At 37.2% G+C, this 14,650-nt stretch carries 18 protein-coding genes; 15 read left to right on the top strand and 3 right to left on the bottom strand.

Going from position 1 to position 14,650, the window contains the following annotated elements; all coding sequences use genetic code 11:
• Positions 1 to 129: 129 nt before the first annotated feature.
• The 3 genes from IGJ53_RS13740 to IGJ53_RS13730 form a co-directional block, all read right to left on the bottom strand.
• A complete protein-coding gene (locus tag IGJ53_RS13740; protein WP_010733060.1) occupies positions 130 to 468 on the bottom strand; it encodes a hypothetical protein in 339 nt (112 codons plus the stop codon).
• Between the two features lie 21 nt (positions 469 to 489).
• Positions 490 to 633: a class IIb bacteriocin, lactobin A/cerein 7B family gene (locus IGJ53_RS13735; RefSeq protein WP_010733061.1), complete on the bottom strand. Its 144-nt coding sequence runs from the start codon at positions 631 to 633 to the stop codon at positions 490 to 492.
• Positions 634 to 708: 75 nt separating this feature from the next.
• The gene (locus IGJ53_RS13730; protein WP_010733062.1) at positions 709 to 843 is read right to left on the bottom strand and encodes a hypothetical protein; all 135 of its coding nucleotides are present in this window, start codon (positions 841 to 843) and stop codon (positions 709 to 711) included.
• A 275-nt stretch (positions 844 to 1,118) separates the two neighbouring features.
• Here IGJ53_RS13730 and IGJ53_RS13725 point away from each other — a divergent pair, with 275 nt between their 5' ends.
• From IGJ53_RS13725 to IGJ53_RS13655, 15 genes are all read left to right on the top strand, one after another.
• Entirely contained in the window at positions 1,119 to 3,290 is a 2,172-nt protein-coding gene (locus IGJ53_RS13725; protein ID WP_438750471.1) for a peptide cleavage/export ABC transporter, read from the top strand.
• Between the two features lie 92 nt (positions 3,291 to 3,382).
• Entirely contained in the window at positions 3,383 to 4,696 is a 1,314-nt protein-coding gene (locus tag IGJ53_RS13720; RefSeq protein ID WP_010733064.1) for a sensor histidine kinase, read from the top strand.
• A gap of 1 nt (position 4,697) precedes the next feature.
• Positions 4,698 to 5,456, top strand: coding sequence for a LytR/AlgR family response regulator transcription factor (locus IGJ53_RS13715; RefSeq protein WP_010733065.1), 759 nt, complete (start codon positions 4,698 to 4,700; stop codon positions 5,454 to 5,456).
• Positions 5,457 to 6,833: 1,377 nt separating this feature from the next.
• Entirely contained in the window at positions 6,834 to 7,067 is a 234-nt protein-coding gene (locus IGJ53_RS13710) for a DUF6861 domain-containing protein (RefSeq protein WP_010733066.1), read from the top strand.
• A 12-nt stretch (positions 7,068 to 7,079) separates the two neighbouring features.
• The gene (locus IGJ53_RS13705; protein ID WP_259741646.1) at positions 7,080 to 7,262 is read left to right on the top strand and encodes a Blp family class II bacteriocin; all 183 of its coding nucleotides are present in this window, start codon (positions 7,080 to 7,082) and stop codon (positions 7,260 to 7,262) included.
• Between the two features lie 787 nt (positions 7,263 to 8,049).
• Entirely contained in the window at positions 8,050 to 8,187 is a 138-nt protein-coding gene (locus IGJ53_RS13700) for a bacteriocin (protein ID WP_010733068.1), read from the top strand.
• 16 nt (positions 8,188 to 8,203) lie between these two features.
• Positions 8,204 to 8,722, top strand: a complete 519-nt coding sequence (locus IGJ53_RS13695) for a PedC/BrcD family bacteriocin maturation disulfide isomerase (protein ID WP_010733069.1) — start codon at positions 8,204 to 8,206, stop codon at positions 8,720 to 8,722.
• Between the two features lie 188 nt (positions 8,723 to 8,910).
• Positions 8,911 to 9,171 carry a hypothetical protein gene (locus IGJ53_RS13690; protein WP_010733070.1) on the top strand — a complete coding sequence of 87 codons (261 nt, stop codon included), beginning with the start codon at positions 8,911 to 8,913 and terminating at the stop codon, positions 9,169 to 9,171.
• 202 nt (positions 9,172 to 9,373) lie between these two features.
• Positions 9,374 to 10,180, top strand: coding sequence for a PTS mannose/fructose/sorbose/N-acetylgalactosamine transporter subunit IIC (locus IGJ53_RS13685; protein ID WP_010733071.1), 807 nt, complete (start codon positions 9,374 to 9,376; stop codon positions 10,178 to 10,180).
• Positions 10,173 to 10,991, top strand: a complete 819-nt coding sequence (locus IGJ53_RS13680) for a PTS system mannose/fructose/sorbose family transporter subunit IID (RefSeq protein WP_010733072.1) — start codon at positions 10,173 to 10,175, stop codon at positions 10,989 to 10,991. Before IGJ53_RS13685 ends, IGJ53_RS13680 begins: the two co-directional genes overlap by 8 nt.
• Before the next feature lie 11 nt (positions 10,992 to 11,002).
• Positions 11,003 to 11,476 (top strand): PTS system mannose/fructose/N-acetylgalactosamine-transporter subunit IIB, encoded by a 474-nt coding sequence (locus tag IGJ53_RS13675; protein WP_010733073.1) that lies wholly within the window; start codon positions 11,003 to 11,005, stop codon positions 11,474 to 11,476.
• A gap of 17 nt (positions 11,477 to 11,493) precedes the next feature.
• Positions 11,494 to 12,345, top strand: a complete 852-nt coding sequence (locus IGJ53_RS13670) for a MurR/RpiR family transcriptional regulator (protein WP_010733074.1) — start codon at positions 11,494 to 11,496, stop codon at positions 12,343 to 12,345.
• A gap of 3 nt (positions 12,346 to 12,348) precedes the next feature.
• Positions 12,349 to 13,233 (top strand): N-acetylmuramic acid 6-phosphate etherase, encoded by an 885-nt coding sequence (murQ, locus tag IGJ53_RS13665; protein WP_010733075.1) that lies wholly within the window; start codon positions 12,349 to 12,351, stop codon positions 13,231 to 13,233.
• A gap of 1 nt (position 13,234) precedes the next feature.
• A complete protein-coding gene (locus IGJ53_RS13660) occupies positions 13,235 to 14,206 on the top strand; it encodes a serine hydrolase domain-containing protein (protein ID WP_010733076.1) in 972 nt (323 codons plus the stop codon).
• Positions 14,203 to 14,625, top strand: a complete 423-nt coding sequence (locus tag IGJ53_RS13655; RefSeq protein ID WP_010733077.1) for a PTS sugar transporter subunit IIA — start codon at positions 14,203 to 14,205, stop codon at positions 14,623 to 14,625. The genes IGJ53_RS13660 and IGJ53_RS13655 overlap by 4 nt, the downstream gene beginning before the upstream one ends.
• Positions 14,626 to 14,650 lie beyond the last annotated feature (25 nt).

The following is a 14,650-nucleotide window of genomic DNA, read 5'->3' as shown; positions in this document are numbered from 1 at the left end:
AAAATCATCCATTGCGATTTGCTAGTTTTTTTCTAAGAAATAAATTAACATTTCGAAATAAAAATATCCATTGTTCTCAACTCTACCCGATTTGTTATAGTTCATCAAATGATTAAATGAACATGCATTCTACATCTTTGATATGATTTCTTCAATTTTATAAAGCTTAGAAGATGCTATACCAGTTCCTAGTACTGTGTAGTTTTTTAATTGTTTCGGAGTGACTTGAGTAGCTTCATATATATTTTCTTGTAGAGTAGTATCGATCCTATTTAAATAATCCACAATTAATTTGCGCTGTTTCTTTTTTCTGATCTGAACCGGTAGAGTAGTTAAGACTACTATGCCGATTGAAAAAACCGACATCGCTAAACTATTCAAGAATGTATTTGAAAAGTATATTACTGCCAGCCCAATTATTGCAATAGAAGCTGTTAAAAAGAAATCCTTTTTTTGATTCTTCGGCATAGTAATCCTCCTTATAAAGATTTATTTTTGTGAAATCCAGTCTTGTCCTGCACCGACTAATCCACCTGCCACGCAGCTACCCACGACTGATCCCCAATTAGTTTTACCTCCAAAAATTCCCATCATTTCTTGATCTGTTAATAATGTAATATTTGCAGTTTTCATTTTCATATCCTCCTTATTGTCCTAAAAATCCACCAATGCATACCGCTGACCCAGCAATGACCCCGACATGTGCACCTACGAAAGCTCCAGCGGGACCCCCTGCGTACCAGCAATCCCCCAACTACCAATTGCTTGCAAGCATTGTTTAGCAGTATAGCCACCGACTACTAGTACCAATTCTTCTTTGCTTAAACTTTGAACGTTTTTCATAGTAAAACTTCCCATATAATTTTTATTACGAAAAAAATATATCATTCGAATTGAATTTTTAAGATAAATTATCTCAAGATGACATTATTCTGTACTGAAATGTAAACGAGCCTATCCATCTGTGTCTTTTTAGTGTAATTTTTACTCATTTATCGTTTCAGCTGTAATTCTATTCACTTTAGGATATGAATGAGTGATTTCAGGACAATTCTGAATAATATTATATGAATAGAAGTATATTTACCATATTAAGTGCTAGAGAAGGTGTACGTACAATGAGAAAAATAAAGTTGATTAAGCAACATGATGAAAAAGATTGTGGTGTTGCCTGTCTTTCTATGGTCCTAAATTATTATGATACGAGCGTTCCTATCAGTAAATTACGTTTAATGTCCGGGACAAACAGCCAAGGTACTTCAGCCTTTGGATTAGTCCAAGCATTAAACGATTTCCAATTTCAAACACAGGTTTTTCAAACTGATGGATCAATTTGGAAGGAAGAAGACTTGCCCTATCCATTGATTGCCCACGTAATCATTGATGGAGCATTCTTCCATTACGTTGTCGTTTATGGAATGAAAAATGGAAAGTTGCTTCTGGCAGATCCGGCTAAAGGAAAAATAGAACGAACGCCAGAAGAGTTTGCTTCTATATGGACAGGAATCTTATTAACTACTGCTCCTACTGAGAATTATCATCCCATACAAGATAAATCAAATGGATTGTTCTCTTTTGTGCCCATATTGTCAAGTCATAAGAAGACAATTGCCGGTATTGTACTTCTTTCTTTTATATTAACCGGATTTGGCATCATAGGTTCTTATTACTTTCAAGTGATAATTGATCGAATTGTTCCTTCAAGATCTGTTAACTTATTAGAAATCATCTCAATAGGTCTTTTGTCAATGTATGTGATACAAACACTATTCCAGTATTTTAAACAGTATCTTTTAATTAAGTTAGGACAACAGCTAAGTTCTTCAATTATGCTGAAGTATTTCAACCATGTTTTAAATTTACCAATGAACTTCTTTTCAACAAGAAAATCAGGGGAGATTGTCTCAAGATTTTTAGATGCCAATAAAATCATCGATGCCTTGGCGAATGCGACACTATCCCTATTTTTAGATGTGTCCATGGTTATAATTATTGGAACTGCTTTATTTTTACAAAATCATCTTTTGTTTTTAATTAGTTTCAGTACACTTCCAATTTACGGCTTAATCGTCTTTCTATTCATGAAACCATTTGATCGAACAAATGAAGAGCAAATGGAATCTGGTGCTGTAGTCAATTCTCAGATTATTGAAAGCTTGAAAGGGATAGAGACAATAAAGTCCTTTAATGCGACAGATCAAGTATTTGAGAAAGTTCAGAGTCAATTCAAAGAGATGATGGATAAATCATTCAAAAATGCGAATCTTGATAACCTACAATCGAACTTAAAAACGGCGCTTCAAGTAATAGGTTCTACCACGTTACTGTGGATAGGTACGTACTTAGTAATCGAAGGGAGCTTGTCTATTGGGCAATTGATTACTTATAATGCCCTGATGTCTTTCTTCACAACACCTTTGCAAAACATCATTAATCTTCAGGTAAAGATTCAAACGGCTAAAGTAGCTAACGATCGATTAAACGAGGTTTTCTTTCTGGATCGAGAATTTCTGGGTGAGGCAACCAGTCAACAAATGAATAACGTTGAATTGTTTACGAAAGAGCCATTAATCGAAGTAAAGGACTTATCCTTTGCCTATGGATTCGACGAAAATGTTCTAAATGATCTTTCCTTTTCAATTAAATCAAATGAGAAAGTAGCAATCGTTGGAATGAGTGGATCAGGAAAATCGACTTTAGCTAAATTGTTCGTGAACTTCTATACTGCTCAAAAAGGCAAAATACAAATTCAAGGAAAATCTATTCAAGATATTCCAAGAATCGATTTGAGAAATAAGATCGGGTATGTGTCACAAGAAACCTTCTTTTTTAGTGGCAGCATCTTTGAAAACTTGATTTTTGGTTTAGACTATCAACCCACGGAGGAACAGATTATTTGGGCATGTGAAATGGCTCAGATAAAAGAATATATTGAAGGACTTCCCCTTCAATTCCAGTCTCCTATTGAAGAAGGTGCCAGCAATCTTTCAGGTGGTCAGAAACAGCGTTTAGCTCTTGCGAGAGCGTTGTTAAAGAACTCAGAAATTCTCATCCTCGATGAAATAACTAGCGGTTTAGATACTCGCTCAGAGCATCAAATAATTCAAAATTTGATGAACCTAGAGGATAAAACCATTCTGTTTATCGCCCATCACTTATCCATTGCAAAAGATTGTGATCAGGTATTTGTCTTAGATAAAGGGCAGCTTGTCGAATCTGGAACTCATACCCAATTAAGAGCACTAAATGGGACCTATGAAGAACTTTGGGAAATGATGGCAATTGCTTAAAAAAGGAACAATATAGAGCATTATAAACATTCTGCCTATTTTTATTGATTCTTGTTATAATTAGATATCTATAATAATAGGGAAGTGTTTATATGGTTTTTGTAGATTCTTTCTCGTATTTTTTTAAAGAATTATTTGATCTGTTGCTGTTTCTATTCATGATTGGGCTACTAACAAATATTCGAAAAAAATCATTCTATTTTGCTCTACTTATATTCCTTTTTCCACTCACATTACTTTCAGTAACAGATGCACTTTTGACTGGAATAGCCCTGATATCTTTAATTGTGATACTAAGATTTAAGTCTTGGCGAAAGGAACCAGAAGTCAAATTTACCGAGTTATTAGGTCTTTTGCTTTCCTTAACGATTTATAGCATAGTACCACTCTTTTCATCCATCATTATATCTAGAATCTTTAAACTCGAATTCAACGTATTGAATGAACGAGGACCTTTGTTAGTAGTTATTTTGATTGGATTTGATTGGATTCTGTCAATCATCATTGCGTTGACAATAAAATCAAAGGTAATGAAACGTTCAATTCCTTCCGAAGAAGCAAAAGTGTATTGTATGCAGCTGGGAATATTTTTGACGTTTGTCTATTTGTTTGGAGAAGTATTAAGAAGGATGCAGATACTAGGCATTTTTCAAATCGTAATGATCAGTTTTTTAGTTACTCAATTCTCGGTTACGATGTATTTTACTTATCTTACTTTGAAAAAGAATCACGAAAAAACTGAATTGAGCAACCTTAAAGAACAGATGGAAATGATGCGAGTCTATACTGCGGACATTGAGAGAAACTATCAGGAACTGCGTAAATTCCGCCATGACTATAAAAATATGCTACTAGGTCTCAAGGCAATGCAAAATGAATCTGCGATCGATGAAGGGTATTTAAATAAGATGATCGATTATTCTCATCAGATGATAGATAACAGTGTGATGCGTTTTTCAGGACTAAGCAACTTAAAAGTAGACTCCGTAAAATCCTTGATGGTAGCAAAGTTAATCCATGCAGAACAATCTGGCATTGAGGTAAATTTTGAATGTCTTATTCCAATAGCAAACATCAATATGGATGAAATCAAACTTGTCCGAATCTTAGGTATATTAATCGACAATGCGGTGGAAGCAGCAATTGAATCAGAAGAAAAAAAAATAAACACATTGTTCATTGATTCCACAGATTCGATTGAGATTTCAATTGAAAATTCTTTCCTTGGCAAGTTGCCTTCTTTATCAGAGATGAAAAAAGTAGGATTTAGTAAAAAGGGAAAGGACAGGGGACTAGGCTTATCCAATGCTCAGGATATCCTTACTTCGGCCAAGCAAGCTGACCTAGCACATTACTCAAATCAAGGAATGTTTGTTTCTATACTAACTATAAGAAAGAGTGAATAATATGACATTACCAATTATTCTCTGCGAAGATGACATAATTTTGATGTCTCATTACAAGGCAATCATCGATAATTGGGTCATGATCAATGATTATGATATGCAACTGGTTTTAGCAACGACTGACCCGGGAGATATTTTCTTGTATTTATCAAAAAACAAGGTAACAAATAGTTTGTACTTTTTAGATATTGATCTTGGAAAACATTTAGATGGAATTGATGTCGCACAACGTATTAGAACTGATAACGAGTTCGCTCAAATCGTCTTTATCACTTCTCATCAAGAGTTGGCAATGGAGACGTTAAAACGACAAATAGCACCGTTAGATTATATTGTTAAGGACGAACAAAGTGAAAAAGGACAAATAGAATATGTATTAGATGGACGCCACAAGTTAACATTTGTAGATAATAGAACCAATGAACGTCATCTATCCTTTATGATTGGTGCAAGGAATTTTAGAGTGGATATTACTTCGATTTATTTCTTAGAAACGTCGGTTACGCCTCATAAAATTATATTATACGGCGAAAACATGATGTATGAATTTTATGGGAAGTTGAATGATTTAGAAAAAGAATATCCTGAATTACTTCGTGTTCATAAGTCGTTTCTAATCAATCCAAATAAAGTGATTTCTGTAGATTATAAGAGTAGAACGATATTCTTTCCAGAAGAGTATTCTTGTAGGTTCCCATTGGCAAAAAACAAAATCTTAAGAAAAACCTTAGATAGCATTGAAAGATCAGTTCGTAAATAGGTGCGTTACTATGATATAACGATAGATAGAACGATAAACAGGAATAATTAGCGAATTTAGGTAAATGATGCTGCACTAACTTAGTGGCGGCTTGTAATTTATTCTTGTTTTTTTCATTCAAGTCCCTTAATTAGAATACATTACCCAATATCTATTTGTGTCTTTAGATATTCTCAATTTGAATAACTAATTGTAATTTAACATTAAACTGTAATAGATTGAAAAACTCAAGAACCTGCGCTCTTGAGTTTTTTCTATTGCGGAATCATCTTTTAAGAAAAAATCATAAAATAGCACCTTTTTGAACTCAAAATAGGTCTTCAGTTCAAGAAATAAATTGTTGATTGCCAGATATAAGTTACTAAATAATCATAGGAAAAAATATACAACTGTCATCAAGCAGAAGGAGAGTGGTTCAGATAATTCATTGAAAAACATTACCAAAAGAGCAATAAAAAAAAGGAGGAACTCCTGGTGGATTTGATATTATTTCAGGTGGTCCACATGTTACTCAAGATGTTTTTAATTCAATAAAAAAACTATTCTAAGTAGAAATGGGGGAACCAAATGAATAAAAAAAATTCTCTATTTAGTATAGTAGTATTTTTTTCATCACAATTGGACTTTCTTTTTCTCCACAAAATTCATTTGCGGATGAGAATAGACCTGACACAAATTCCACTGAAGTTAATCATAAAAATGCGACAAATGTGACAGAAAAATATCTACAAAACATATCTGGTATTTTAGAAAATGATGTAAAGAAATTGATGGACACAATTCTAATGATTATAAATAAGGCTATTACTTCTGACGATTATTTATGTAGAGCTCAATAGATAGTGAATAGCAAATTGTATTCAACTAGCATCTATCCATCTATCATGGTTCAAATTGGTTCAACTACTATCTACAGAAATCCTTTTTTATCACTGTTGATGTAATAAGGATACTACTAAATTTCTGATATAAAAGGATTCCTATAGAATGAGAATCATAAATCCTATTTTGTCTCTATTAATTACGTTGAAAAGCAAAAAAAGATGTTAAAGAATTTAATTCCATCAGCTCCTACATATATCTACCTATTGAGATTATTGAAAGAAACGTATAAGGCACTCTAGAAAATGATGGCAATTGCCTATTTATTATTGATTAATTTTAAAGCATGTCTGACTGTCATGAATTTTCAAAAGTTTTATCTGATTATAAAGGAACAAGCAGACTGTCAATCTAATCTATCATGTTAATTTAGAAAGGGTTGTTTCTATCGATTCAGGACAGTTTTTTATTGTTTTGAGATAAAAAACCAAACAAAGAAGAAAACGGTGGTATCTTGTATACGTAACATAAATTTGTTTGAAAGGGAGTTTTATCATGCAAAAGTTTCAAAAACTAAACAAACAAGAAATGAAACAATTAATGGGAGGTTATAGCTCAAAAGATTGTCTAAAAGACATTGGTAAAGGAATAGGAGCAGGAACTGTAGCTGGTGCAGCTGGTGGCGGATTAGCTGCTGGATTAGGTGCTATCCCAGGAGCATTTGTTGGGGCACATGTCGGGGTCATTGGTGGTTCTGCTGCATGTATTGGTGGATTTTTAGGAAATTAGGAGGAACTATTAATGAAAAAAGAAATACTGAATCAAGAAGAAATGTTAAGAGTAATTGGCGGAAAAATTAACTGGGGTAGTGTAGGTGGTTCTTGCGTTGGTGGAGCAATAATTGGTGGCGCGCTTGGTGGACTTGGTGGAGCTGGTGGAGGTTGTCTGACGGGAGCTATAGGAAGTATTTGGGACCAATGGTAAAAGCATTAGTTTTTTCTGCTGTAATTTCTTTAGTTGCATTGGGTAACTATCTAAAGAAGAAAGATTTACCTTCGAAAAAGAAATTGATTTTAACAGTTGCTATAGCATTTTTTTTGATTATCTATGAATTTTTCTGGAGTATTTTCACTTGATAGATAATGTCATTTATATTTTAGAGAGCAGAACAAAATCAAATTGAAATAGATCGAAAAACTCAAGAGCGCAAGTTCTTGAGTTTTTTTCTATTGCGGAGTCATCTTTTGAGAAAAATATCATAAAAAAGAGCACCTTTATTATTAAGTGATCACACAATAACTAGTTTCTTGATCCAAACTTTCTGGCTATTGCAGTGGCTTTCGCCCATGATCCCATACCATTTAAACCGATTTCTAGATTTATTTTTTGTATCAGTCGGTCTAACTCTGATATAAATTGTAGTGAATGGACCTTGGGAGAAGAAAGATCAGCAAGAGATTCATGTAGAACATTGAAGCCATCTGTACTTTTCTCGCTTGGATTCAAACTCATATTTCTTTCAATTATCGAAGTAAAATGAGGATATCCTCTTTAGTCTTACTTAACCTATCTCATAATGAAAGAATTTGATTTTGAAATAAATGAACCCAAATAATAAGCGTGCTGAAAAAAAGAGAAATAAGAGCATTCCTTTTGAACTCAAAATAGGTCTTCATTTCAAGACATAAATTGTTGATTTCCGGATATAAGTCACTAAATAATCAAAGAAAAAAATATACTATTGTCATCAAATAGAAGGAGAGTGGTACAGATGACAAATCGAAAAACATTACCAAAAGAAGAATTGAAAAAAATCAAAGGAGGAACTCCTGGAGGATTTGATATCCTTTCTGGCGGTCCTCATGTCGCCCAGGATGTATTAAATGCAATAAAAGGCTTTTTTAAATAAAATTGGAGAGAGAAGAATGAAGAAAAAATTTTTATCCATAATAGCATTATTATTTTCAATTACAATTGGGCTGTCATTTGTTCCGCAAAATTCCTATGCGGATGAGAATAGTCCTGGCACAAATTCCACTGAAGTTGACCATCAAAATGCAACAAATGTAACAGAAGAAGAATATCTACAAAATATATCTGGTATTAAGGAAGTAAATGATTCAGAACTAATCAATCTACTGAAAAGTGATGATTCATATTTAATGTTGATTGGTTATAAAGGATGCCCGTACTGCCGAGAGTTTTCAAAAGTGTTGTCTGAATTCAAAGAGACTAGTAAATTGCCGATCTATTATGTCAATTTAGAAAAACCTTATGGTGATACGTTATCAAGTGAAGACAAACAATTGATGCTATCATTCTTTAATGAAAAAGTTGGGCTTCAATATACTCCAACATTTATTAGAATCGACCATCAGATTCCAGTAAATGGGTTTATTGGATCAAACACTACATTAGCTGATTTTCAGTCTTTGAATTACTAATTCGAATCAACACTATTAAGAATCAAAATACAATTATTCTCTTTGATTTTCGTATACTGATACTTTACCGTCAATCTGTTATGTTGTTTCCGTTTGTTTTGACTAGCTGTTTTTTATTGAGCAGTATGCTTTTTGTTTTACTGATCTCAAGTGCTTCAAGAGTTACCCAAATCCCTTTCAGGAAGAAAATGGAATGGTCTTTGTTGGTAAGTTATCGGCTCCCTTTAGTAACTGTCTATAACATTACTTTTATTGGACTGACCATTTTCTTTATGCAGCATTTTTCATTGGTGTATCTTTGTTTTTTTAGTGGTGTAATCAATCATGGTATTTATCGTAACCTGACAAGACGTTTTTCGATTGATAAGTTTTATGAATATCGCTCAATTGCATCATTTCAAGGCACTTCCTATGTTGGAAGTGTCTTTTTTCTCCGCCAAATGGTATGAAATGGCGGAGAAAAAATAAAGATGCATAACCGGGAGCAGGAACAAGCTATTCATTACAATACAATATTTTGGCGTCTCACTTTTTATTGTAATGATATTTCATAAATGTATAAAAAAATATACTATTGTAATTTGGTTTCTCTAGGTGTATGATTGTGTTGTATTTGATAGCGCATTCATTTTGTAGAAGGAGGAAAAACACATGCATTTATCGTTAGGTATTATTTTGGTTTTATGCGCGTTTACAGTTTTAGGTGTTTTGGATCAGATTTCTGTGCAAGTTGGACCATATACGCCACTTTTTGCTGCTGCTTTTACGGGTTTGGTGATGGGGGATCTAAAAACCGGGTTGATGATCGGAGCAACTTTGCAGCTGATGACTTTGGGGGTCGCAACATATGGCGGTGCAACTGTACCAGATTTTTTATCGGGAGCGATTATGGGGACAGCGTACGCGATACTTTCAGGAAAGGGGGTAGAATACGGAATCGGTGTGGCGGTGCCAATCGGCTTGCTGTTGACGCAATTGGATATCTTAGGACGTATGACGAATACATTTTTCCAACACAAAGCAGATCGTTATGCGGAAGCAGGTGATTATAAAGGAGTGGAGCGATGCAATGTCTTAGGGATTTTTCCTTGGACGATCTCTCGGGTCATCCCGGTATTCATCGGTTTATTCTTCGGCGAACAAGTGGTCAATGTGATCAATGAGATGATTCCTGAATGGATCATGACTGGATTGAAAGCCTCTGGAGCGATTTTACCAGCAATGGGGATCGCCATTTTGATGCGTTATCTACCGATCAAGAAATATTGGCCATATTTCCTGATTGGGTTTGTTCTACTGGCTTTCGGGGCAGAATTCTTTTCAGTATTAGGGGTGGCTTTAGTTGGGGTTGCTTTGGCTGCGATGTATATCATGAATCACCAGCAGACACCGATTGGAGCTTCAAACACAGGTAATGTGGTTTATGAAGACGATGAGGAGATTGAGATTGATGACTAAAAAACTGACGAAGCAAGATATCAATAAGATGTATATACGCAATCTATTCGGTTTTCAATGGGGCTGGAATTACGAAAAAATGCAAGGACTCGGTTATGCCTATTCCATCATGCCGGTGCTGAAAAGACTTTATTCAGATGACAAGGAAAAAATGAGTATCGCCTTGAAGACACACCTTGGTTTCTTCAACACTACTCCGGCAATGTCCAGTTTGATCGTTGGGGCAGATGCAGGGTTGGAAGAAGAGTTTGGAATGGCTGACCCGGAAGCGATTACAGGGCTGAAGACCGGACTAATGGGGCCATTTGCAGGAGTCGGCGACACGGTGTTCATCGCCATTTATCGAGCAATCGTTTTTTCTATCGCAGCTTACATGGCTCAAGCTGGTCAAGTACTCGGGCTTTTGATACCCTTGATTATGGGGACAGTAGTCATGTGGATTCGTTATAAATTCATCTATATCGGATACGCACAAGGGAAAAAAATCGCGACTGAATTTGCAGATAAAATGAAACTGTTTACAGAAGCTGCGGCGATTTTAGGATTGACAGTGGTGGGCGGATTGATCCCGTCTGTTATCACTTATAAACTGGATCTGACCTATAAAATGGGTGAAGTTTCCTTATCAGTCCAAGAAATGCTGGATAAGATCCTGCCAGGTCTAGTGCCGCTAGGAATCGTATTCCTCTCTTACTGGCTACTAGGTAAAAAGAAAATGAATTCTACACGTTTGATTTTTGTTTTGATTTTATTAGGGATGGTCCTTGGAAATCTACAAGCGATTTTAACTTGGATCAGTCAATTCATTTAGGAGGAAGAAAAATGAGCATCATACATGCACGAGTTGACGAACGATTAATCCATGGGCAGGTGGCGACTGTCTGGACCAATTCTTTAGGCGCACAACGGATCATGGTAGTAAATGATCAGGCGGTCAAAGATCAGTTGCAGATCGGCGCATTGAAAATGGCAAAACCGGTTGGCGTGAAATTGTCTATTCTGTCTAAGCGAAAAGCAGCAGAAAATATTTTGAACGGAAAATATGAGGACGAAAAAGTCTTTCTAATCACAAAGACGATCGAGGACATGGGTGCGCTGATCGATGCAGGAGTCCCGCTACAAGCATTCAACGTGGGCAACGTGTCCGGAAAAGATGGTAGCAAGCCAATCAAAAAATCGGTGGCTGTGACTCAAAAAGAGGTCGATTTGCTCAAACGCCTGACAGATCAAGGGATCAAAATCACTGCACAGATGATCCCGTCAGAATCAGGCGAATCAATCATATCATTTTTGTAAGAGAAGAAGGAGAAAAAATGGAAGTTTTACCGCAAATTAGAAAAGTTTATACATCATTATCAAAAGCACATCGGAAAATCGCTGATCACATCTTGCATTTTCCAGAAGAGGTGATCAGGCAAACGGCTTCTGAGATCGGAGAAGCTTCCGGCGTCTCTTCTGCGACAGTCATTCGCTTTGTCAAAACGATCGGTTATGACGGACTTGACGAAATGAAGGTCCAGTTATCGACTGATCAGGCATTGAGAGCCAATGAGCGACAAATTGATCCCATCGTCTCTGCAGAGGATACGTTAGACGTGTTATGTGAAAAAGTAGAAACGCTGATCAAAGACACGGCTACAGATGTTTTTACAACGATTGATCGAAAAGCATTGCAAGTAGCAATCGATCATGTAAAAAGAGCACAGAATATCTATCTATTCGGGATAGGCGCGAGCTCCTTAGTTTCCTATGATCTTTTCCATAAATTCAATCGAGCTGGAAGACGTGCTTCTTATGTATTTGATGTGCATATCGGTTTGGAGATGCTGAGTTACGCTACAACCGATGATGTGGTGATTGCGGTTACTTACAGCGGCCATACGAAAGAAGTCTTACTGGCTTGTGAATATGCGAAAGAAAATAAGGTTCCTCTGATCGTCATCACGCGAAATGACGGACCGAAAATAAAAAATCTAGCAGATGAAGTCCTTCTCGTGCCGGGAAATGAACATCTGTTGCGCGTAGGAGCGATTTCATCCATGTATTCATCGATGATTGTGGGAACGGCTTTATATTTAGGTGTGATCCAAGAAACGATCGATGAAGAAATCACCGAAAACATGATTACGACAAAAAACTGGATTAGTCCATTAAAGGAAGAATAGCCAATGGAAATGACAAAATTATCAACGGAACAGCGTAATGAAAACAGTTTGCATATCGATCAAATGTCTGCTTCAGAAATGGTCAAAGTCATGAATGGAGAAGACAAGAAAGTGGCCTTGGCTGTCGAAAACGCGCTTTCGAATATAGCAGAAGCAATCGAACAGGCAGCCGCACGTTTCAATAACGGAGGACGGCTGATTTATATTGGCGCAGGAACATCTGGCAGGTTAGGAGCATTGGATGCCATTGAACTGACACCTACCTATGGCGTGCCGCCAGAACGAGCTTTTGGGATTTTAGCAGGCGGAACAGAAGCAATGTACACGGCTATAGAAGGAGCGGAAGATTCCGAAGAATTAGCTGTCAGCGATTTAGAAAAGGTGAAACTGGATAAAGCAGATATCCTTATCGCGATTGCAGCAAGCGGCAGGACTCCTTATGCCTTATCTGCTTTAACCTATGGCAATAAAGTGGGGGCCTTGACGATTTCGATCACTTGTACGGCGCATAATGTGATGTCACAAGAAGCACAAGTGGCGATTGAAGCCGTCGTGGGCCCAGAAGTGGTTACCGGATCGACACGTATGAAAGCCGGAACGGCGCAGAAAATGATTCTCAATATGTTATCGACCGGTGTCATGATCAAGAGTGGGAAAGTTTATCAGAATCTGATGGTGAATGTCCAGGCAACGAACCACAAATTAATGGAACGATCCATCTCGATCCTCACCCAAGCGTTAGAGATCGACAAGTCAGCGGCGACAGCTTTATTTGAGGACGCGGGAAAGAAAGTAAATGTGGCAATCGTCATGTATGAGCAGAAACTGGATCGAGAATCTGCTGAAACTTATCTGCGGGAAAACAATGACCACATCATCAGGAAATAAAATGGAAAAAAGATTGCATGAATTTATTGAGAATACAGGGATCGCCGGTCTTTCAGCAGCGGTAATCGACCAGCAAGTCAGAAACTATTCTCTCGGGAAAATGGGGAAGATCCCCCCTTTTTCCGAGCAAACTGTTTCGAAGGGCGCTATCTATGATCTAGCTTCTTTGACGAAGGTCATCGGAACGACGACTAGGATATTGCAGCTTGTCCAATCTCGTCAATTAACCCTTTTGACTCAGGTAGCAGAGATTCTCCCGCGATTCTCCCAGCTCACCATGACGATCGAGGATCTATTGTTGCATCGAAGCGGTCTGCCGGCGGATTTTTCTGATAAGTCTCGTTTTTCGTCTCGAACGCTTATGCAGTTTTTTGAGACATACGAGCAGCCAGCCCAGACAACAAAGGTCAATTATTCTGATATAGGCTATCTTTTGTTGGGAATGGTCATTGAAGCCATAGACGGCACCGATTTAGAACGATCTTTTCAGCGATATATTTTCAGACCACTAGGGATGAAAGACACGACGTATTTCCCAAAAGAACTAAATCGGGTCGTTCCCACAGAATCGACGGAAGAAAGAGGGCTGATTTTAGGCGAAGTCCATGATTCTAAAGCTTTTCAATTGGGGCGTCCGGCAGGTAGTGCGGGATTGTTTTCTACACTGGAAGACCTTACTGCATTTACGAAAGCAATGATGGAAGAGCAAGGACAATCGGTCCTGTTTACTGGAACGGTACGCAATCAGCTCTTACAAACTTACCAGCAACGGACATTAGGATGGGAAAAACCATTTGGAGAAACGATCATCTATCATACGGGATTCACAGGGACCTCGATCGGGATTGATTTGAAACAGAAGAGAGCATTGATCTTATTGACGAATCGGATCCATCCTACCCGCGATACCCCGTATTTCATGGAAGAACGGTACGCGTTGTATCGTGAATTTTTTAAGGAGGAACAGATATGAGACCAGTTATGATTGTAATGAGTCACGGGAACATGGCCGCAGAAACAGTGAATTCTGCCAAAATGATCGTGGGAGAAATGGAGAATGTCTTTGTCATCGCTATGAAGGAAGATGACGGTCTTTCAGGAACGATGGATAAATTAGAGGCAGTTCTAGCGACGTTCGATCTGCAAACGGAAATCGTGATCTTAATCGATCTAAAAGGCGGTACGCCAGGGAATACAGCTTTGATGAAGCTAGGCAGCTATCCGAATTTGAATGTCGTTTCCGGGTTGAATCTGGCGATGCTGATCGAAGCGGCTCTTTCACCGCTTACGAGTTCGGCATCCTTAGCTAGCCATCTAGAAACAGTTGGCAGAAATGCAGTAGAAAAACTGTCACTGGCTGAGAAAACAGGCGAAGAAGAATACGAGGAATAGAATTTTAGCAGGTAGTATGTTTCTG

Source organism: Enterococcus sp. DIV1283b (assembly GCF_051710965.1).
GTDB classification, from domain to species: domain Bacteria; phylum Bacillota; class Bacilli; order Lactobacillales; family Enterococcaceae; genus Enterococcus_B; species Enterococcus_B lactis.
The sequence above is the reverse complement of the archived record's forward strand: the minus strand, read 5'-3'. Positions and strand labels throughout refer to the sequence as shown.

Excerpts from the sequence above, each read along its gene's own strand:
- IGJ53_RS13685 (WP_010733071.1), top strand. The coding sequence starts at position 9,374 with ATGCATTTATCGTTAGGTATTATTTTGGTTTTATGCGCGTTTACAGTT.
- IGJ53_RS13730 (WP_010733062.1), bottom strand. The coding sequence starts at position 843 with ATGAAAAACGTTCAAAGTTTAAGCAAAGAAGAATTGGTACTAGTAGTC.
- IGJ53_RS13705 (WP_259741646.1), top strand. The coding sequence starts at position 7,080 with ATGAAAAAAGAAATACTGAATCAAGAAGAAATGTTAAGAGTAATTGGC.
- IGJ53_RS13695 (WP_010733069.1), top strand. The coding sequence starts at position 8,204 with ATGAAGAAAAAATTTTTATCCATAATAGCATTATTATTTTCAATTACA.
- murQ (WP_010733075.1), top strand. The coding sequence starts at position 12,349 with ATGGAAATGACAAAATTATCAACGGAACAGCGTAATGAAAACAGTTTG.
- IGJ53_RS13725 (WP_438750471.1), top strand. The coding sequence starts at position 1,119 with ATGAGAAAAATAAAGTTGATTAAGCAACATGATGAAAAAGATTGTGGT.
- IGJ53_RS13690 (WP_010733070.1), top strand. The coding sequence starts at position 8,911 with ATGGAATGGTCTTTGTTGGTAAGTTATCGGCTCCCTTTAGTAACTGTC.
- IGJ53_RS13675 (WP_010733073.1), top strand. The coding sequence starts at position 11,003 with ATGAGCATCATACATGCACGAGTTGACGAACGATTAATCCATGGGCAG.
- IGJ53_RS13670 (WP_010733074.1), top strand. The coding sequence starts at position 11,494 with ATGGAAGTTTTACCGCAAATTAGAAAAGTTTATACATCATTATCAAAA.
- IGJ53_RS13660 (WP_010733076.1), top strand. The coding sequence starts at position 13,235 with ATGGAAAAAAGATTGCATGAATTTATTGAGAATACAGGGATCGCCGGT.
- IGJ53_RS13720 (WP_010733064.1), top strand. The coding sequence starts at position 3,383 with ATGGTTTTTGTAGATTCTTTCTCGTATTTTTTTAAAGAATTATTTGAT.
- IGJ53_RS13655 (WP_010733077.1), top strand. The coding sequence starts at position 14,203 with ATGAGACCAGTTATGATTGTAATGAGTCACGGGAACATGGCCGCAGAA.
- IGJ53_RS13735 (WP_010733061.1), bottom strand. The coding sequence starts at position 633 with ATGAAAACTGCAAATATTACATTATTAACAGATCAAGAAATGATGGGA.
- IGJ53_RS13680 (WP_010733072.1), top strand. The coding sequence starts at position 10,173 with ATGACTAAAAAACTGACGAAGCAAGATATCAATAAGATGTATATACGC.
- IGJ53_RS13700 (WP_010733068.1), top strand. The coding sequence starts at position 8,050 with ATGACAAATCGAAAAACATTACCAAAAGAAGAATTGAAAAAAATCAAA.
- IGJ53_RS13715 (WP_010733065.1), top strand. The coding sequence starts at position 4,698 with ATGACATTACCAATTATTCTCTGCGAAGATGACATAATTTTGATGTCT.
- IGJ53_RS13710 (WP_010733066.1), top strand. The coding sequence starts at position 6,834 with ATGCAAAAGTTTCAAAAACTAAACAAACAAGAAATGAAACAATTAATG.
- IGJ53_RS13740 (WP_010733060.1), bottom strand. The coding sequence starts at position 468 with ATGCCGAAGAATCAAAAAAAGGATTTCTTTTTAACAGCTTCTATTGCA.